Source organism: Mucilaginibacter endophyticus, assembly GCF_003351025.1.
GTDB lineage: Bacteria > Bacteroidota > Bacteroidia > Sphingobacteriales > Sphingobacteriaceae > Mucilaginibacter > Mucilaginibacter endophyticus.
Genome location: NZ_QPCG01000001.1, coordinates 493849 through 513922, shown reverse-complemented (window position 1 = coordinate 513922; position 20074 = coordinate 493849). Strand labels below are relative to the sequence as shown.

The following is a 20074-nucleotide window of genomic DNA, read 5'->3' as shown; positions in this document are numbered from 1 at the left end:
GGTGCGCGGGGCTTGTCATCTTGAGTGGGAGAAAATAGAGATCTGTGAAAGATAAATGACATATCCGCCGCGTCATTGCGAGGCATGAAGCAATAGCGCAGCGGCGGGTAACAACTATTGTTGTAATGAACTTACGTCATCGCGCTCCTGGCCGCGCGAGGCCAGGTACTTTTGTGGCCACAAAAGTACTCAAAAAGGCTTGCAGCAGAAAGGCTTCTTTGCGCCGACCAATCACAGACTTACGAAGTTTTTGAAACTTCGTAAGTCTTCAAAAGACACGAGGCGTAGTATCCTCTCAAATCATGTAGTTTAGTTAACAACCGTGTACAAAATACACCACAATTTTTAACGGATTTTAGCGCATCAAAACCAAATAGAAAATAGCATTTTAATACGACATAAATCACTAATAATCAATTAATTAAAATAAAAAAATCTTTGGTATCGATGCGTATCATTTTTATTAAAACGGGTGTAAATCGCAATAATTTATATTTCGCATTTTGCTTTTTTCTGATTAAGTTTAATAAATTTGAAAACTCCGGTTAGCCATAGTCCAGGCTCGTAACCAAACCGGCAAGCCTATTTAATTAAACTCATGCAAAAAAAGTATTTAATTGCCTGTTTCATAGCGGGCGGATTATTAAAGGCTGGCTTTGTCAGCGCCCAGGGTAAAGCCCCGTATTCGGCAGCAGGTAAATCTGTAAAAGTGATCGTATCTGAGCAAAATGCCGGGTACAAGTTCAAAGAAACCGAAACGCTGAAATTTGCCGACAAGCCGCAACCAGCAGAAACTGAGGTAGCAGTATTTATTGACCCTGCCAAAACATTCCAAACCATGATTGGTATCGGCGGCGCCCTTACCGATGCTTCTGCCGAAACTTTTGCCAAACTACCTAAGGATAAGCAAAAGGAATTTTTAACTGCTTATTACGATAAAGCCAGGGGTATTGGCTATTCCTTCGCCCGTACCAATATTCAAAGCTGCGATTTTTCGAGTGATAGCTATAGCTACGTAAAAGATGGCGACAAGGAGCTAAAAACCTTCGATATCAGCCATGATAAAACCTACCGTATTCCATTTATTAAAGCAGTTACAGCTGCCGCTGGTGGTAAACTTACCATGTTTGTATCGCCATGGAGCCCTCCGGCATTCATGAAAGATAATAATGATGTATTGCATGGCGGTAAGCTTAAAAAAGAGTTTGACCAAAGCTGGGCCAACTTTTATGTAAAGTTTATCAAAGCTTACGAAAAAGAGGGCATCCCAATCTGGGGCCTTTCGGTACAAAACGAGCCTATGGCTAAACAAACCTGGGAATCATGTATGTACACAGCCGAAGAAGAGCGTGATTTTGTAAAGAACTTTTTAGGCCCAACACTACAAAAACAAGGTCTGGCAAGCAAAAAACTCATTGTTTGGGACCACAACCGCGATTTGCTTTATCAGCGTGCCAGCACCATCCTGGAAGACCCTGCTGCTGCTAAATATATTTGGGGTATCGGTTTCCACTGGTATGAAACATGGACAGGTGCTGGCCAAAACTTTGAGGCAACACGCCGTACCCACGAAGCGTTCCCTAACAAAAACCTGGTATTTACTGAAGGTTGTATCGAAAAGTTCGATTTTAATAAGATCAATGACTGGTCGCTTGGTGAACGCTATGGTTTATCCATGATCAATGACTTTAATGCCGGTACCGTAGCATGGACCGACTGGAACGTGTTGCTTGATGAAAAAGGCGGACCAAACCATGTTGGTAACTTCTGCTTTGCACCGGTACATGCCGACCTGCGTAACGGAAGCCTGATCTATACCAGCTCATACTACTACATCGGTCATTTCTCTAAATACATTCATCCGGGTGCTAAACGCATCAGCGCTGTAGCCAGCCGCGATAAACTGTTAACAACAGCTTATCAAAACCCGGATGGTTCAATTGCCGTTGTGGTAATGAACAAAACCGACGAAAAAATAGATTACAGCCTTTGGATAAAAGGAAAAGCGGCCGGCACTACTGCCCTGCCACATTCGATTGCTACACTTATTGTGAAGTAATCTTTATAACGATCTTAGTTAATCAATCAACTAAATCTCTGGTATGGTGGGTCATTTATGATCCACCATTATCATTACCGGGAAATGGTCGCTTGGCTCTTTAGCCTCGTATTTGTCACTCCCTTTTGCCTTGGCCCTGTAGGTATCTGTTAAAACTCCGTAACGCTTTACCTTAAAATCTTTAGTTACAAAAATATGGTCTATCCGGCCGGTGGATTTGTCGTTAGCATTAAAATCATTAAACGTTCCGTTTGTAGCATATTTAATGGGCGAAAGTTCGTAGCTATCTTTTAGTACCCCCGAGTTGTTGATCACCGCGTAGCTATCAGAGGTTTGATCAACATTAAAATCGCCCGATAAAATGGTTGGTGAATTACCACCCATTTCTTTTACTTTTTTCAATACCAGCTTAGCGCTTTCGCGGCGGGCCACCACACCTATATGATCCATGTGCAGGTTAAAGTAGTAAAATTTAAAGCCGGTTTTTATTTCCTGGAAATATCCCCATGAACAGATCCTCGGCAGTGCCGCGTCCCAGCCTTTGTTTGGTTTATCTGTAATTGGAGCCATCCAGAAATCGCCATGCTTCAGCAATTTAAACTTACCCCTTTTATAAAATATAGCCGAAAACTCACCTTCCGTTTTGCCGTCATCACGACCTATGCCTGTATAGGTATACTGTGGCATGGCTTGCTTTAAACCGTTAAGCTGGTGTACCAATCCCTCCTGGGTACCAAAGATATCCCAATCATGAAAACGGATAAGCTGAGCAATAACAGGCAGGCGCTGTTTCCAGCCATTCCCACGTACAGAATCATCGTTTGTGGCATTATCATTGCGCAAATTGTAAGTAGCCACAGTAAGCTGATGCTGACCATAACTTACTGAAACAGAAAGCATAGTCATAAACACTAAAGAAAGTACTTTTTTCATAGGTAAATAGTTAATTCAAATGCCGCCTGCATTTGAACAAATTAAAAGCGAATATTGAGTTATATTTTTTAAGACCAAGATTATTTCCAGAAAAAGTTAATAATTAATTAAAAATATTCTTAATTGGTGTGCGGATTAGCCCGCGTCTTAAACATTGTTGCTTTATGTATAAACAGTCATTTGCAAAAACGCTTACACCTTTGGTGTGCCTGGTTTTGGCGCTGTTTTTACACACCAATGTATCTGCCCAAACAGCCGATATCAGCAAGCTGAGGCAACAAATGGCCCAAACAAAAGATAGCATCACCTATCTTAACCTGTTTAACAAGCTGGGCTTTATGTTGCATATGGAAAGTGCCGATAGCTGCTTTTACTACGGTATAAAAGGAAATGCCATGGCTACCCGCCTTCATAATGAGCCCGGCAAGGCCGATGCCTTAGCCAATATTGGTGCGGCACTATCCCTTAAAGGTTTGTATAGCCAGGGTTTAACCTATTACAGCCAGGCCCTGGCAATTTATAAAAAGTATGGCAATCACGGCGAGGTAGCGTCCATGCTCATGAACTCCGCCATTACCTATAGTTTTATTGGTGACAGCATTAAATCAATGCAGTTTACCAAAAAGGCACTTAACGAAATGTTAAAAGCCCCGGCAGATACCATGGCCAGCATGCTGTACGCCAACTATGCCGATATGAACCCGGTGCTTGCTCCGGACTCAGTAGTCTATTACCTGAAAAAGGCAACGGATGTAGCCAATCATTTTAAAGACAACCGCACCCTTCTGGTTATCGATCAGCTTTATGCCGACAGGCTCATGCAGCAAGGCAAACATGAACAAGCCTTGCCCTTTATAAAACACTCCTTACAAATTGCCCGAAGTAAAAACTGGGAGTACCACGAACTGGAGGCTTATAACGCCTTTGCCGATTACTATTTAGCAAAAAAACAGGTTGACAGCGCCATAGCCGAGTATAACATCATTTACAAAACGGCAATGGCCAATAAATTTATCTATTGGCAAACCGAAGTTTTAAAATCATTATTGCACTGCTATGAACTTAAAAATGATGCTGCCAGCCAGGCTCGCATTAATAAGCTGCTGGTAAAATCGCTTGAGCAAACTAACATCAATAGTAATGCCTTTTTGGGCGATTACATCGCCTACAATAATGCCCAACAACAGGTGAAAAGCCTTGAAGTAGTTAATAAAAATAATAGTGTAAAGATTTGGCTCCTGATTGCACTCAGCGTATTGAGCTTTGTATTTATAGCCTTACTATCGCGCATGAATGGCAAGGTGCGCCGACACTCGCGGATGTTATCGGTACTTAATGAAAAAATAGCCGGGCAAAATGAGGAGCTAAAGCTTACCGACGAATTTAAAGGCAGGCTGATATCTATGCTGGCCCATGATTTCAGGGCACCGCTGGCTTCAACAATTTCGATGATCCGTTTGCTGCGCGAAGATGAGGGCGATTTTGAAAAAGAACAATTAACGGGATTGTACGACCAGATAGAAACCGATATCCAAAACATCTTGCTCACCTTTGATAATATCCTGCAATGGATCAAAAAGCAGCTTTCGGGGTATGTTTTCAATGCGCAAACACTATCTGTAAAAGAACTCATTGATGACGCGGCCTCCATGTTCAAACTCAGCATCGACACAAAAAAAATCGAGTTCAGGAACGAGGTACTTGCTGATCTGAACTATTTTTCGGACAAGGAGATCATCCAATTCATTAATCGCAACCTCATCCATAATGCCATCAAGTTTTCACCTGCCGGAGGAGTAATTACAGTAAAAGCGCAGGTTAACGCCAATGAACTCATCGTATCTGTAAAAGATGAAGGGCGAGGAATAAGCGAAAACATGATGAAGCAGCTGTTCTCCTTCAACAACAATCAAAAAACCGATTCGCTTGATAAAGGAGCCGGTATAGCCTTAACCATTTGCAAGGAGTTCATCAATAAAATAAACGGCCGCCTTTGGGCCGAAAGCAAGGAAAAGAAAGGTACTACGTTTTATTATGCTTTGCCGTTGAGCTAAGCAGATTTTTCTCATTCACCGGTTTATTCATTCCCTCCCTCGGGAGGGGCGCGTTAGCATTGTGTGTTGGCAGGGAGGGGTTATACGTATTGCGAGATTGAGCATCTTGCAGAAACCCCTCCCTACACCCTCCCAGGGGAGGGAATCGCACTTTTCCGCCCGCTTTAAATCCTACCCAAACACTACCGTTTTATTCTTAAACACAAACACCCGGTCTTCAAAAACAAGTTTCAGAGCTTTGGCCAATACGGCGGTTTCAACCTCCTGACCGGCTTTTACCATATCCGTCCAGCTGTAGGAATGGTTTACCGGGACAATCTGCTGGGCGATGATCGGTCCTTCGTCCAGTTCATTTGATACGTAATGCGCGGTAGCCCCTATCAGTTTAACACCACGTTCAAATGCCTGCTTATATGGATTAGCGCCTATAAACGCCGGTAAAAACGAGTGATGGATATTGATGATCTTCATCGGGAATTCGGCCACAAACTCCGGCGACAGAATCCGCATAAACTTGGCGAGTATTACATAATCAGGAGTGTACTGCTTAATGGTAGCTATCACCTGCTGTTCAAATTCTGGTTTGCTTACCCCTTCATGGCTGATGTAATAAAAGGGGATATCAAAGCGCTCGCATATATCCTGCAGTTTGGCATGATTACCAATAACACATTGTACACTTGCACCAAGGGTATTAAAGTGGTTACGCACCAGGATATCGCTCAGACAATGATATTCTTTAGTGGCCAGCACCACTATTTTTTTAACAGGTTCGGGGTTTACTGCAATGTAGGCCCCTTCGGGTAATATTTTTCGTAATGAATCTTCAATCCCGGAATCTTCGCCGTCTTCAACCTCCAGACGGGTAAAAAAAACATTTTCGTTATGATCAACATGCTCACGCATGGAAACTATGTTAAGAAGGTGTTTGGCTAATGTTGCAGATATGGCAGCCACAAGGCCCACTTTGTCTTTACACTGTATTACAATTATCATGCTTTAATGATACAAAGAATTTTGCTGAATATGCAAGAAGCATTTTCTTTAAATTATTTACAACACATTGTAGCAAAGTGAAATAATATGCCGTAAAGTATTTTATAAACCCACAATTATGAAAAATATCCTGCTATTAATCTCCGCGATTGTATTATGTAGTATCACAGCTTGCAATAAAGACAATATTCCCGGCGCGGGCAGCAACACCATCATTGGCAAATGGCGCTGGGTAAAGTCAGTTGGCGGCATCGGCGGTTCTACCAGCACACCGCAAAGCAGCGGCTATACTGCTCGTTACGAATTCAATGCGGACAGCAGTTTTCAGAGTTTTCAGGACAATAAGTTATTGATAGAAGCCAAATTCCGTACAACCAAAAATTTCAAGGTTAGTTCAACCCAAACGGTGGATGCATTGTTGATATCCGGCCCTACGCTGGATACCCGCCCCGTTGCATACCTTATCAGGAACGATAGCCTCTATATGTATGATATTTATATAGCCGATGGTTATAACGAAACATATGTAAGGACGAAGTAAGGCATTGTTAATCAGTTGTCTTATATCCCCCCTTTTTACCTTTTGTCATCCTGAGGCACGAAGGATCTTCTTCGCTATGCACGGCGGCTTTGCATATTGAAGAAGATTCTTCGTTCTCACTCGGAATGACAAGCATTTACCTATTTATTACTATGCCCTACTTTCATCATATCCCGTACGGCACGCGCTAATAAGATCTTCTCGTTGTTATCCAGTTCCTTTTTCTTTTCGCTGTCATTAAACTGATAAGTGATACGACCATTATGATCGCTTTCGGCGTTTATTTCAAAGTCGTCATTTTTATATTTCACCTTACCATTAGGCGAGATCTGGGCGATGCCTGTGCTGTCGGCCGAAAAATATACATGTCCCCAGTATTCAATCCGCCTTTCTTTGCCATTGCCGTTTTCAACAATAACCGTGTGTCTTCCGCCTATGCGACAGCCATCTAACAGCGCTATCACGCCTATTACAATCAATACGTATCCTAATTTTTTCATGTTGTTATTTTTTAATGATGATTATTTTAATTGATGTTGTTCTTTTCTGTTAAGCAGCTTTATAAAACAAGCTGCCATCGATATAAACCATACCGACCAGCCCAGGTGGGCAAATCGTTGAATAAGCCCGATATAATTGTTTTCAATAGTGGCCGAAGGAATAAAACGGATAAAAATGAGCAGCATAACACCAAGGCTCAATAACGAGAGCTTTCTGATTTGCTTAAAGCTATCGCCCCGCCATAAAATAACGGATAGCAACGCACCTATATAAAGCAGCAAAAACACCGGCCCCGAAGCCGAATGCAGGCGATTCCCCGAATGAAAAATAGCCGCCCAGCCAAACATAACCGGGAAACCGACAACCCCAAACACAGGCAGGATATTAAGCTTCAACTGACTGCACGCTATAAACAAGCCGGCCATAAAAAACACGCTGAGCACGGTACAAAGCAGCGTAAATGTTTCCATCAAGGTTTCGGATTTTGTGCCGATGGCTCCTAACTCGCTTATGGTATTACTGATATGATTGTAATTGCCGTGTATAAAACCGCATATAATGGTTGAAAGCCAAAATATAATGGGAATGATGATGCCGGTATAAAGCAGAGGTTTAGTGTCCATTTTAATAATATTAAAATTGTTTTCTTCTGATTAAAACAAAGTTAATATTAAACATGGTACTATACAATACATAGTACTATATTTTTAAGATTTATTTTTTAGAGAGGATGACAAAAGTATAATGTCCAGTATCCGTCCTATCTTTCAAAGGCATATAATAAAAAAGGCAGCACATGACGCTGCCCCTTTAAAGAGTCTTAAATCTGCCAACCGCCATTGATCAAAACAATCACGTAGCTGTTTAAAATTCAAAATATTCATTGCCGTTGGTTTTAACCAACGGTAAAAAACTGAAAAGTCTTGGCTTTAGCCCAATTAAAGCGAACAGATTTAGGCTAAAGCCCATTTGTCGCTATTCATTATTCCGTTGGTTAAAACCAACGGCAATGAATATTCACATACCTGTAATTTGCATTAATGAATTTTAAACATCTTCTAAGAAAGATCAAATCTTTCGCATTCGATTATTCGGCAGAGTGCCCAATATGCTGCAACGCGTAGTTTATAAAATTGCTCGTCAACCCGTAGTCTTCAGTGCCTTTGCGGCGAATAAAGAAGAAATCACGGGTAATTTTCAATCCTTCAATAGGCACTTCTACCAAATCGCCTTCAGCAAGCTGACGGATAATTGACGGTCGCGGCATAAAGCCAAGACACTGATCGGCCAGTAGGAAATTTTTTAAAGCCTCGGTACCACCAAGACGGATTTTTACCGACAGATCGGCCGGTTTTATATGTAAGGGTGAAAGTGCTTTCAATACAGCATTCAACGTACCGGAGCCTCGTTCGCGCACAGCCAACGGCGTTTTTACAAACTGCTTTAAGGTTAGTGATTTACCCGCCAGCGGACTTTTGGCCGAGCAAACCGGGATCACCTCATCGCTCATAAAAGGTTTGTACGATACGGTGGTGAGCTTATTATCTACCTCCATAATACCGATATCAATCTCATGGTTAAGTAAAGCATTCAGAATATACTCGCTGTTACGGTTTACCAATTGCACATCAACATTGGCGTACTCGCGCTGAAAACCCGAAAGTATCGAAGGTAAAATATACAGGGCAATAGTTGTACTCGCGCCCAAACGCAAATGCCCGGCGGCTTGTGACAAGTTGCTTAACACCGAAAGATCGTACTCAACCTTCCGTTCAATCTCTGTTGCCTGTTGCAGGTATTCGTTCAGTTTATTACCAGCTTCGGTAAGCAGAATACTATTGCCTTTACGCTCAAACAGGGGCACTTTGTATTGATCTTCAAGTGCCTTTACATGCTTGCTAATGGCGGGCTGCGTAATAAACAGCACCTGTGCGGCCTTACTGAAACTCAGGTTGGCGGCAACTTCCATAAATACACGGTGAGCGAAAGAGATCATGCGGCAAAGTTAGTTTTTTACCCGTTCAAAATACTTGCCGGTAAATTTATATACGATATAGTCGCGGGTAACCTGTCGTTTTGCATTAACTAAGGGGCTATGGATAGTTTGTGTTTTGGCGTCGTAATAAATGGTAGGGATTACCTTCATATCAACTACCGACAGGAAGTTGTAATCAAAATACAGCTTGCTATGCAAACCCGTTGTGGTTTTAACCAACAGTACTGCACCGTTCAGTTTAGCGTTCTCGATAGCAAAAAACTGGATCCCCTGCGTGGCATCAACGCTCGACCGAACCGAATTATACGCTGCAAGGTAATAAGTTTTGCTCCCTGCTTTAAGGGTATAGATTTTTGAGTACCAAAACACCGGGTTATGCTTTTTCCCCACCGAATCCATTTTTAAGGACGAGAAAACCTGGCCGTTAAACTTGTACTGCAAAACGTTATCAAAATCATACCCGGTGCTTCCCAACCTGGTATCCCAGGAATAAGTACGGAACAAACCATCGGCAGATGAGGCAATCACTACCCGCTCTTTAACCAGTTCGGTAAAAGGATAATTAATGGTTTCAGGATATTTGGAGGTATAATACTTTAGCTTAAAGCCAAAGATCTTGTTCATTTTTTCTAATGAATCAATAGCCTTCCACTCTTTTTTGTGGGAGCCGTAATAGTTTACCCTTTTAAAAATCCGTAACAGATCGGCCTCAATGGCCTGCGGACTTTGGGCAAACAAATTTGCTGAGTAAAAACAGCAGCAGAAAACAATTATAAACTTAAAGGTTTTCATCGGTAAACAAGATACGCAAAAAAAGCAAACCGGGCGGATATTCTGTTATCATCGTTGCCAGTTACCTGTTTTTTAGCTTTTTATTTTTTCAAAATATTGCCCGTTAAATTTGTAGGTGATAATATTGTCGGTTACTTTACCATCGCCAATAACAACAGGAAATGTAATTATTTTTTGTTCCGGATGGTATTCAAGCCCGTTTTGGAGTTCCTCACCAACATGATAAGTATAATATAATTTATGAGTTAATCCGCTCCTGGTTTTTATCAGTTTTGCCTTATCATTCAGTTTACCATTCTGAATGGCAAATACCCTGATCCCGGCTCCCATGTCATATGTATGGAAAATACCATAATAAGTAGTAAGGTAATAGATTTCGCTCCCAACCTTCAAAGTATGTAACTTATTATAGGCATATATGTAATCATCGTCGTTTTTTACAGTATCTACAATAGTGAAGGTTTTACCTGCCGACTTATATTGGATAATGTTTTCATAAGCATGTTGCGTGCCCCCGGTCATGTTATCCCATGATAATATCCTGAACAAACCATCGTCGGATACAAGACCTATCTTTTTAAATGCCTGATCAAGTGCTGCAGGGCATTTTTGGGTATAAGATTTCACTTTTGCTTCAATCTGCAAATTGGCAGTAAATAACCCGTCACCATGGGTGTCTTCAGATGAATGCTCATTCCAATAGCTAATCTTTTCAAATGCTTTGTCAAAATCGGCCTCAATGGCTTTGGGAGTCTGCGCAAAAAGATCGGCAGAAAGAATGCAAAAAATTGCAATAAGCTTTAGGATTTTCATATTAAATATTACGGCATAAAAATAGGGATAATCAAATGACTATCCCTATCCTATTCTTTTAAAAAGTAATATCTACTTACGCCTCAACCGGCTGACCGATCAGGTGCTGAGCAGCAAGGTACTCGGCAATTTGAACGGCATTAGTAGCTGCACCTTTACGCAGGTTATCAGATACAATCCAACAGTTAAGCGTATTGTCCTGAGTTTCGTCACGGCGGATACGGCCTACAAATACCTCATCTTTATCATGCGCGTCAAGTGGCATTGGGTATTTCAGGTTAGCAGTATCATCAACCACAACAATGCCCGGCGCGTTAGCTAACAGCTCACGAACTTCGGCCAAATCAAAATCATTGGCAAACTCAATGTTAACCGACTCAGAGTGACCGCCCATAACCGGTATGCGCACCGTAGTAGCAGTTACTTTAATGCTGTCATCGCCCATGATCTTTTTAGTTTCAAGGATCATTTTCATTTCCTCTTTAGTATAACCGTTTTCGGTAAATACATCAATTTGCGGAATCACGTTTAAATCGATAGTATAAGGGTAAACTTTCGGTCCGTCAATACCTTTACGCTCGTTAAATAACTGATCAACAGCTTTAACACCTGTACCGGTAACCGACTGGTAGGTTGAAACTACTACCCTTTTAATTTTGTATTTATCGTGCAGTGGTTTTAAAGCCACCACCATTTGTATAGTTGAGCAATTTGGGTTAGCAATGATTTTATCATCGGCGGTAAGTACATCAGCGTTTACTTCAGGCACAACCAATTTTTTGGTTGGGTCCATACGCCATGCCGATGAATTATCAATAACAGTTGTACCAGCCGCTGCAAATAAAGGAGCTTGCTGTAATGAAGTGCTTCCGCCGGCCGAGAAAATTGCTACGTCCGGCTTCATCTTAATCGCATCCTCAACAGAAACCACCTTAAACTGCTTACCCTTAAAAGTAATTTCTTTACCAATACTTTTTTCTGAAGCTACGGGAATTAATTCTGTAACGGGGAAGTTGCGTTCTGCAAGAACCTGCAACATTTTGGTGCCTACTAATCCTGTAGCACCTACTACTGCGACTTTCATTTTTTAAATTGTTTTTGAAATGTATCAGGCTGCTTCACAGCGCCTGTTTTTAATTAATTATGTGTTTTAAATGTTAAACCCTCAAATATGCACATTTTTTTGGTATCGTGAAAATATAAAGTCTATGGTTTTTATGGAGTAATTCTTTTTGAGCGAGTGGTTGACTGGGTTGATTAAGTGAGTGGTTTGCCTGATTCTCTTTCTGGCGCAAATCTTGAGCGAAAGGCTGATACGCGGCTGACTTGTGACTTCTGAAGGCTATTAATTTGTCTGAACCAGAATTTTTGGAATTAAGCGAATTAATGGAATGCTAAGCAAAATTCAAGAAATTCTAAATAATTCGTTTAATTCGAGTTCAGATTTCTGAGCAATTCTGTAAATCCTTAAATTCTGTAAATTCTGATTCAGACAGAAATCAACGGTCAAAAAATCAGCGTAATCAACGCAATCAAAAAATAATCAACGGTCAATTTCCTACCTTTGCGCGGTAAACTCAAAATTGCATGAGCGAAAAGATTTTAGTGATAGGCGCCAATGGCCAGATAGGCACCGAACTGGTAATGGCTTTGAGAAATATACATGGTGCCGAGGCTGTTGTAGCTTCAGATATTAATAGCCCTACCTATGCTATGCGTGGCAGCACCGGGCCGTTTGAACTGATCAACGTGCTTGATAAAGACAACCTGCACCACATATTTGACAAGCATCGCCCCACGCAGGTTTACCTGCTGGCTGCCATTCTTTCGGCAGTGGGCGAGCAAAAGCCTAAAATGGCCTGGGACCTCAATATGACCGGCTTGCTGCATGTGCTTGATTTCGCGGTGGAGTTTAAAACAGCTAAAGTTTTTTGGCCGAGTTCAATAGCGGTTTTCGGTCCGCATTCACCACAGCATGATACACCGCAGTATTGCGTAATGGATCCTAACACGGTTTATGGTTTTAGTAAACTGGCCGGCGAACGCTGGTGCGAATACTATTTTAATAAATACGGACTTGATGTACGCAGTATCCGCTATCCGGGCTTAATAGGCTGGAAAGCTAACCCCGGCGGTGGCACTACCGATTATGCCGTACATATATTTCACCATGCGTTAAAAACCGGCAGTTACGAAAGCTTCCTGGCCGAAGGTACGGCCTTGCCCATGATGTACATGGACGATGCCATCAGGGCTACCATCAGTTTGATGGATGCGCCTGCCGAGCAGATCAGCATCCGGTCATCGTATAACCTTGCAGGCATCAGCTTTACACCTGAACAATTGGCGGCAGAGATCAAAAAACTGATCCCTAAATTTGAGATCAGCTACAGCAATAATGATCCGCGCCAGGCCATAGCCGATAGCTGGCCAAAATCAATTGATGACAGCTACGCACAAAATGATTGGGGTTGGAAATTGGAATATGACTTGCCTAAAATGGTAGCCGATATGCTGACCAATTTGAAAACGATAATTTAAGGTTAAAGACGAAAGGTTAAAGGTTTTTATCTGCCTTTTTATAAACAAATATTATATTTACCGCCTTGTCTTTATAGGGCAAAGCTTTGTAAAACAACAAGGTTGATCTATGAACCATCAACCATGAACAATGAACTAAAAACACATGGGAAGAGCATTTGAATTCCGCAAAGAAAGAAAGTTTAAGCGCTGGGCCAAAATGGCAGTGCAGTTTACCCGTTTAGGTAAGGAAATTGTAATGGCTGTAAAAGCCGGCGGCGGGGATGTTAACACCAACTCACGCCTGCGTACCGCGGTGCAAAACGCCAAGGCTGTAAACATGCCTAAAGACCGTGTTGAGGCAGCCATAAAACGTGCCAGCAGCCGCGATGAAAAAGATTACGAAGAGCTTGTTTACGAAGGTTACGCATCATACGGCGTTGCTGTTTTGGTTGAAACCGCAACCGATAATACCAACCGTACCGTTGCCAACGTACGCAGCTACTTTACAAAATATGGTGGTTCCTTAGGTAAAACCGGATCGCTTGATTTTATCTTCACCCGTAAATCGGTTTTCACTTTTGAGCCCGGTGACCGTGACCTGGAAGAGCTTGAATTTGAATTGATTGATGCAGGCCTGGAAGAAATATTTGTTGAAGCCGACGAAAACGGCAACGATGTTGCGGTAATCCACACCGCTTTTGAAGATTTTGGTAAAATGCAAAAGACTTTAGAAGAAATGGGTATCGAAGTAAAATCGGCCAAGTTGGAGCGCATCCCGCAATCATTCCATGCTGTTAGCGAAGATCAGGTTCCTGAAATCATGAAACTGATTGACCGTTTGGAAGAGGATGACGACGTACAGGCTGTATACCATAATATGGCGGAATAATTCTGATATCGGATTTCGGAATTTCGATTTCGGATTTGTTTAATCATAAATAACACGTCATTGCGAGGTACGAAACAATCGCAAACTATACAGGGCGAACCTACTAATCAGGGATTGCTTCGTACCTCGCAATGACGGTTTAAATAACATATCATGCCACTATTAAACACACGAAAAGGCGAGCGGAAAGTAAAGGTAACCTTTGCTAACGGGCTGCTATTTGTTGAAACCGATGGTGGCAAACCCCAGGCTTTCCCGTTAGAATGGTTCCCGAAACTATTGAACGCTACTGATGAGGAGCGTGAAGACTGGAGCCAAACCGAAAAAGGCATCCGCTTTAATAAGCTGGATGTGGATGTAACGCTGTAGTTTAGAATCAAGACAGCAAGAGCCAGGAAACAAGAAACAACAACAATCGGAATCACGAAAACAAGACTTAAAAATTGCATTTTTCTTATTGTCTTGACTCCCGATTCTTACCTCTTAACAAAAATGGTTTTTGAAGAATTTTTAAAGAAGAAAAGAATTGACCTTGTGGCTCTTGAACAGGGTGAACCGGCTTTATTTTCTGAATTTAAAGATCATTTTGAACAAATGGGCGAAAAAAGTTTCGACCATACCAAAAAGTACTGGTTCAATAAACTGAGGCGTCAGTTCCCGATCCCAATCGAGGTTAAAACTGAAAAAGTACACATCAAAAACCCGCTTGCTGAGCAAACCATTACCGAAAGCCTGATAGAACCGGGTACGGCGTCCAAAATTGGTTTTACGCCAAAGTTCCGCGCAGCGGCAGTGCCTAAGCCAACTCCGCCTGTTCAAGAAGCTAAGGAGGAAACAACGGAACCTGCGACACAGGAAACACCATCGGGAGAAACTGCACCGAAGCCGGCATTCAAACCACGCTTTAACCCGGCCATGGCAAAAGCTAAACCGGCAACAAGCGAGGCATCGCCTGAAACAGATAAAGAACAACAAGCTGAAGCTCCTACCCCGGCTGCAGAAACGCCTGCAACAACCGCCAAACCAGGTTTCAAACCACGCTTTAACGCGGCTATGGTAAAACCAAAACCTGTGGAGACGGATATGCCACAAGCTGAGGATAAAAAAGAGGAAGCTCCGGCTAACGAACCTCAAACTCCCGCTTCGGAAACACCGGCACCTAAAATGGGCTTTAAGCCACGTTTCAACGCAGGTATGGTAAAGCCTAAGCCCGCAGAAAATGAAATGCCTGCCGAAGAAGAGAAACCTGCTGAAGAGCCTAAAGAACAGGCATCTGAAGCATCGGCTCCTAAAATAGGGTTCAAACCACGTTTTAACGCTGCTATGACGAAACCCAAACCAGCTGAACCTGAACAACCGCCAGTTGAAGAGGTAAAACTACCAGCTGAGCCTCAGCAACCAACAGTTGAAGAAGAAAAACCGGTTTCCGACGTTCCTGCACCAAAACTTGGCTTCAAACCACGCTTTAACGCGGCAACAATGAAGCCGAAAGCTTCTGAAACCGAAACAAAAGCAGAAGATAAAAAAGGGGAGGACGCGCCAACTGAAGAGCCTCAGGCTCCTCCTACAGAAGCGCCTGCACCTAAATTAGGTTTTAAGCCGCGTTTCAACGCCAAAAATCTTCCTAAAAAATCAGAGGGAGAAGAATAGGTCGTTTCTTATAAACAAGCTTATTGTCATTTCGATACGAGGAACGAGTGAGAAATCTTATACGCCCTGCTGAGTAGCTATGCTAATAGGTTTGCTTGGCGTATAAGATTTCTCTTTCGCCCCAACGCTATTGTCTCCCCCGCTCACTCGAAATGACATTTTAAAAGTATATTTCGCTTATATGGGTGCATTCGCATTATATTCCACCTATAACAAATTGTCATTTCGATACGAGGAACGAGTGAGAAATCTTATACGCCCTGCTGAGTAGCTATGCTAATAGGTTTGCTTGGCGTACAAGATTTCTCTTTCGCCCCGATGCTATTGTCTCCCCCCGCTCACTCGAAATGACAATTTTGTTTTAAAGCAACTTTCGTTTAGATAGATGTAGTCACAGCACAGCCGCCCTGTATAGTATGCGATTGCTTCGTCGTTCCTCCTCGCAATGACATAGTTTTTATGTCGTCCATTATTTACTATGCGAAAACAGCCAGTGCAACAAATCCGGCTCCTTAAAAGCGTTATCCCAACTATTGTGCCCAACGCCCGGGTATAAGGTAAACCTTGGGCTACCCCCTGCTTCTTTAATGGCATCAACCATTACCTGCGAATGGTCTGCAGGCACTACCGGGTCATTATTACCGTGGAAGATCCAGAGCGGAACTTTTTTGGCGTATTTTTTAGCGTTTAGGGTGTTGTCGCCTCCGCAAATGGCGAAAGCGGCTGCGAACACCTTAGGCTCGCGGCCAATGATCTCAAATGTACCCATTCCGCCCATGCTGAGGCCTCCTACGTACACTTTATGCTTATCAACAAAAGGTTTATCTAAAAATTGCTCTACAAGCCCCATAAGCATGATCATAGCCATAGTTGGCGGCGCATCTTCCTGGAAAATAAATTTACGCTTGTTGCTTGCCGAATCGGTAACCTGTTTTACATTGCTCCAATAACTTTTTGCCGGGCATTGCGGAAAAACCACTATCGACTCGTACATTTCCCGTACGCTATCCTGCAAAAACCTTTGGGCTCCATAAGCCAGCTGCGATTCATTATTATTTCCGCGCTCGCCAGAGCCATGCAGTACAAACACCAAAGGATATTTTTGTCCCGGATTAAAATGTTTGGGAAATAAGATACGGTATGGTAGCGTATCTACTTTGTAGATATAACTACCCCTGTCAAACGAGCTCACGTTCTGGGCCTGGGCTGAAAAAGAGAATGCTAAGAGCAAGCTTAGCATTCCGGTTACAAGTATTGTTTTGATCATGGGCTAAACAGCGTTTTTGTTTTATAACCAATATAATTACTGGTTATTGCTTTAAAACAAATTTAACTGCTTTAACCGCGTTTTGTTTATCAACTATACTGATTTAATTTTTAGCGATAGCCGGACTTTCAAAGCCAAGCTTTTTCAATCCACCCTGAACTTCGGGGCAACTCATGAAAAGTTTCCATAATAATCCTGTACGATAGTTTTCAATCATCACAACAATGGGGCCCTGGTCAATAGCCAGGTACGACTTTGCATACCAGTTATGCGATTCGCTGAAGGAATCGGTAAAACCGTATTCGCCCCAGATCTTATCGCCCAGGTCATAATAAAAATGGCGCAGCGCCTTCATTGAATATTCTGGCGTATAAGGGAATGCCGATAGCGCGGCTGTTGGCGTAATCACCCCCAGATCATTAGTTGGCGAATGCGCGTTGTAGCCTTCAAAGTTATCACTGGCAGTTAAGCCCCAGCAGTTTTCGCCGTATCCTTTAAATTTTTTAGGGTTATCAACACAGTACGCGTGGTTTATTAAGGTGTGATTTTTGTTTTGCTCCCAATAATCGGCATACTGATCTTTTAGTCCTTTAGGATTTAAGCCAAGGAACGAGTACTGAGAAAAGAACAGCGGACCACCATAATCAAATCCCAGCGGCAATTTAAAGCCATAAAAAGTTCTTCCGTTTTTAAAGAAATCGCTTTGTGCCCAGCCCCGGTGATACACGTCGGCGCTAACCGGGTAACGCTCGGCAGATGCCGCAAGCACGTAAGTGATCAAACATTCATTAAAACCGTGGATCGGGAAATTCATAGCCCAGCCGTTATTAGGGCTCCAGTGCCAGTAAAGAGCGTCACGGCCATCGCGGGTGTACCAGCTCCATTCCATTTCGCCCCACATCCAGCTAATTACATCACGAATGCGGCGCTCTTTGGGGGCATCGCTGTTAAAATACTGCCTTGCACATAACAATCCCTGGAAAAGGTATGCCGATTCAACAATATCCCCACCATCATCCTTACGGCCAAAGCGGATCACTTTACCGGTTTCGCCATTTAACCAATGCGGGAAAGCACCGTGAAATGCGTCGGCCTTGTATAAAAAGTTAACGATCTTCACCATGCGGTCAACCGCCTGCTCATGGGTGATCCATTTGCGGCTATCGGCCACAATGAGCGACATAATGCCGAAACCAGAACCGCCGGTAGTTACCACCTCGTTGCCATAGTCAAAAGAAGTATTGCTGCGCTCACGGGCCAGACCGCTTACCGGGTGACCAAAATCCCAGAAATAACGGAATGTTTGGCGTTGCACCACGTCAAGCAGGGCACTATCCGTCAGGTTTTTGATAATACCAACAGGTTTAATGCCATCTTCTGATTTCTTTGCTGCTTTTTGGGCAAAGCAGCAAATGGCAGCCAACATAAGTACCGGGGTAATTAATAGTTTTTTCATTAAGCTTTTGCGTTTGAATATGAAAAACAGGGTTTTCAATAAAAAAGAGAGGTTGCCCGTTAAACCCAACAAGGCAACCTCATAATCAAATCAACTGTGTGTATTGTTATCGGTTAATTAATAACCAGGATTTTGTGTTAATGCACCACCGCTCAGGTCGATCTCGGTTTGAGGCACAGGCCAAACTTCGTTTTTGCCCGCTGTCCAACCACGTGAACCGAAAACTGCAGTACCCCTGCCCTGGCGGATCACGTCAAAATAACGTTCAAATTCCATAGCCAGTTCAACCCTTCTTTCCTGGTATATAGCAGTACGAAGCGTAGCCTGATCGGTAGTAGTTACCTTTGGCAAAATAGCAGCGTTACCGGCACGGGCGCGGGCGCGAACCTGCTCCAACGGAATTAACGCTGCCGCAGAGTTACCCAATTCGTTATTAGCTTCAGCGTTCATCAACAACACATCGGCATAACGAAGTACAATTTTGTTTTGCTGACAACCTTCGTTAAAGCCAGAAACATACATACTGAACGGAACGTATGATTTTTGGTTGTACATCGGGTTATCGCCTGTTGCAGGGATCTTATCACCTTCTGGCGTAGTTTCGCCCCTGAAAATGATAGTAGCGTCGCGACGTGGGTCGCCGGTTTCGTAAGCAGCAGCTAAACCTGCGCTTGGTACGTTAAAGCCCCAGCCACCGCCGGTAACACCACGTACACCCTGTACCTGCGAGTATTGTGAGTTTGAAGCATCCGGATTGTTAGGAATTAAAGCGCACTGTACTTCAAATACCGATTCCTGGTTGTTTTTATGATTAGTACGGAACATTTGTTCATAATCAGGAAACAACGAATAGCCCATACCCATTACCTGGTTTGTGTAATTTAATACATCAGTCCATTTTTTAAGGTACATGGCTACCTTAGCATGTAAGGCAATAGCAGCGCCCTTGGTAGCATGGCCAATATCGGCAGCACTGTAGGTTTGTGGCAATACATTGGCAGCATCATTTAAATCTGTTTCAATAGCTGCCCAAACCTGTGCTTTGGCAGTACGTGGCAGGTTGTATTCCGACGCACTTTTAGGTAAGGTTAAACGCAATGGCACATCGCCAAAAGCCCTAACCAACCTGAAATATGCATAAGCCCTGATAAATTTAGCTTCGGCCAGATATCTTGCTTTTAAGGTTTCGTCCATGGTGATGCCGGGAACATTGGTCAGGATCTGGTTGGCAAAGTTGATAGTTTGATACTGTCCTCTCCAGAAACCACCTAATTGAGCATCGCCCGAAGTAATGGTAAAATTGTGGTAGTCATTAAAAAAGGTAGCATCGCTGGCGGTACTGCCTTTTTCCACATCGTCAGAGCCCATGCTTTCTACAGCGATAGGCGCAAAAGCGATGTTGTTCCACTCGCGCAGGTTAGCATACATGGCACTAACCGCTTTAGTGGCATCATCTTGCGTTTTGAAAAACTGGGTTGCCGCGGTATTTTGAGCCGGGTCTACATTTAAGAAGCTTTTTTTACAGCTCTGGAACGATATGATTGAAGCGATAAGACCTAAAGCAACGACCTTACGCGAATATTTTGTACTATTTTTCATCTTTA

At 42.8% G+C, this 20074-nt stretch carries 18 protein-coding genes; 7 read left to right on the top strand and 11 right to left on the bottom strand.

The window, feature by feature from the left end; all coding sequences use genetic code 11:
- The first annotated feature begins 598 nt into the window (after positions 1-598).
- A complete protein-coding gene (locus tag DUL71_RS02185; protein WP_114936532.1) occupies positions 599-2059 on the top strand; it encodes a glycoside hydrolase family 30 protein in 1461 nt (486 codons plus the stop codon).
- A 51-nt stretch (positions 2060-2110) separates the two neighbouring features.
- Here the strand turns inward: DUL71_RS02185 and DUL71_RS02180 are convergent, their stop codons facing one another.
- On the bottom strand, positions 2111-2992 hold the full coding sequence (locus DUL71_RS02180; protein ID WP_114936531.1) for an endonuclease/exonuclease/phosphatase family protein: 882 nt from the start codon (positions 2990-2992) through the stop codon (positions 2111-2113).
- A 164-nt stretch (positions 2993-3156) separates the two neighbouring features.
- Between DUL71_RS02180 and DUL71_RS02175 the strand changes: the two genes are divergently transcribed.
- On the top strand, positions 3157-5046 hold the full coding sequence (locus DUL71_RS02175; RefSeq protein ID WP_114936530.1) for an ATP-binding protein: 1890 nt from the start codon (positions 3157-3159) through the stop codon (positions 5044-5046).
- A 171-nt stretch (positions 5047-5217) separates the two neighbouring features.
- On the opposite strand, the gene purU is transcribed toward DUL71_RS02175, so the two are convergent.
- The gene (purU, locus tag DUL71_RS02170) at positions 5218-6042 is read right to left on the bottom strand and encodes a formyltetrahydrofolate deformylase (RefSeq protein ID WP_114936529.1); all 825 of its coding nucleotides are present in this window, start codon (positions 6040-6042) and stop codon (positions 5218-5220) included.
- Between the two features lie 118 nt (positions 6043-6160).
- Here purU and DUL71_RS02165 point away from each other — a divergent pair, with 118 nt between their 5' ends.
- Positions 6161-6583 carry a hypothetical protein gene (locus DUL71_RS02165; RefSeq protein ID WP_114936528.1) on the top strand — a complete coding sequence of 141 codons (423 nt, stop codon included), beginning with the start codon at positions 6161-6163 and terminating at the stop codon, positions 6581-6583.
- A gap of 140 nt (positions 6584-6723) precedes the next feature.
- Here the strand turns inward: DUL71_RS02165 and DUL71_RS02160 are convergent, their stop codons facing one another.
- The 6 genes from DUL71_RS02160 to DUL71_RS02135 form a co-directional block, all read right to left on the bottom strand.
- On the bottom strand, positions 6724-7083 hold the full coding sequence (locus DUL71_RS02160; RefSeq protein WP_114936527.1) for a hypothetical protein: 360 nt from the start codon (positions 7081-7083) through the stop codon (positions 6724-6726).
- Between the two features lie 21 nt (positions 7084-7104).
- Positions 7105-7707: a DUF998 domain-containing protein gene (locus DUL71_RS02155; RefSeq protein ID WP_114936526.1), complete on the bottom strand. Its 603-nt coding sequence runs from the start codon at positions 7705-7707 to the stop codon at positions 7105-7107.
- A 464-nt stretch (positions 7708-8171) separates the two neighbouring features.
- Entirely contained in the window at positions 8172-9080 is a 909-nt protein-coding gene (locus DUL71_RS02150) for a LysR substrate-binding domain-containing protein (protein WP_114936525.1), read from the bottom strand.
- Positions 9081-9089: 9 nt separating this feature from the next.
- Positions 9090-9872, bottom strand: coding sequence for a hypothetical protein (locus tag DUL71_RS02145; RefSeq protein WP_112572348.1), 783 nt, complete (start codon positions 9870-9872; stop codon positions 9090-9092).
- Between the two features lie 72 nt (positions 9873-9944).
- A complete protein-coding gene (locus DUL71_RS02140; protein WP_114936524.1) occupies positions 9945-10685 on the bottom strand; it encodes a hypothetical protein in 741 nt (246 codons plus the stop codon).
- A 76-nt stretch (positions 10686-10761) separates the two neighbouring features.
- On the bottom strand, positions 10762-11769 hold the full coding sequence (locus DUL71_RS02135) for an aspartate-semialdehyde dehydrogenase (protein WP_114936523.1): 1008 nt from the start codon (positions 11767-11769) through the stop codon (positions 10762-10764).
- 503 nt (positions 11770-12272) lie between these two features.
- Between DUL71_RS02135 and DUL71_RS02130 the strand changes: the two genes are divergently transcribed.
- From DUL71_RS02130 to DUL71_RS02115, 4 genes are all read left to right on the top strand, one after another.
- A complete protein-coding gene (locus DUL71_RS02130; protein ID WP_114936522.1) occupies positions 12273-13226 on the top strand; it encodes an NAD-dependent epimerase/dehydratase family protein in 954 nt (317 codons plus the stop codon).
- Between the two features lie 145 nt (positions 13227-13371).
- On the top strand, positions 13372-14097 hold the full coding sequence (locus DUL71_RS02125; protein ID WP_112572356.1) for a YebC/PmpR family DNA-binding transcriptional regulator: 726 nt from the start codon (positions 13372-13374) through the stop codon (positions 14095-14097).
- Positions 14098-14250: 153 nt separating this feature from the next.
- Complete coding sequence (locus DUL71_RS02120; RefSeq protein WP_112572358.1) at positions 14251-14466, top strand: DUF2442 domain-containing protein; 216 nt, start codon at positions 14251-14253, stop codon at positions 14464-14466.
- A 123-nt stretch (positions 14467-14589) separates the two neighbouring features.
- Positions 14590-15747, top strand: a complete 1158-nt coding sequence (locus DUL71_RS02115) for a hypothetical protein (RefSeq protein WP_114936521.1) — start codon at positions 14590-14592, stop codon at positions 15745-15747.
- Positions 15748-16216: 469 nt separating this feature from the next.
- Here DUL71_RS02115 and DUL71_RS02110 read toward each other — a convergent pair whose 3' ends face one another.
- From DUL71_RS02110 to DUL71_RS02100, 3 genes are all read right to left on the bottom strand, one after another.
- Complete coding sequence (locus DUL71_RS02110; RefSeq protein WP_114936520.1) at positions 16217-17014, bottom strand: carboxylesterase family protein; 798 nt, start codon at positions 17012-17014, stop codon at positions 16217-16219.
- Positions 17015-17117: 103 nt separating this feature from the next.
- Positions 17118-18470 (bottom strand): glucoamylase family protein, encoded by a 1353-nt coding sequence (locus tag DUL71_RS02105; protein ID WP_114937446.1) that lies wholly within the window; start codon positions 18468-18470, stop codon positions 17118-17120.
- 117 nt (positions 18471-18587) lie between these two features.
- On the bottom strand, positions 18588-20069 hold the full coding sequence (locus DUL71_RS02100) for a RagB/SusD family nutrient uptake outer membrane protein (protein ID WP_114936519.1): 1482 nt from the start codon (positions 20067-20069) through the stop codon (positions 18588-18590).
- Between the last annotated feature and the right edge of the window lie 5 nt (positions 20070-20074).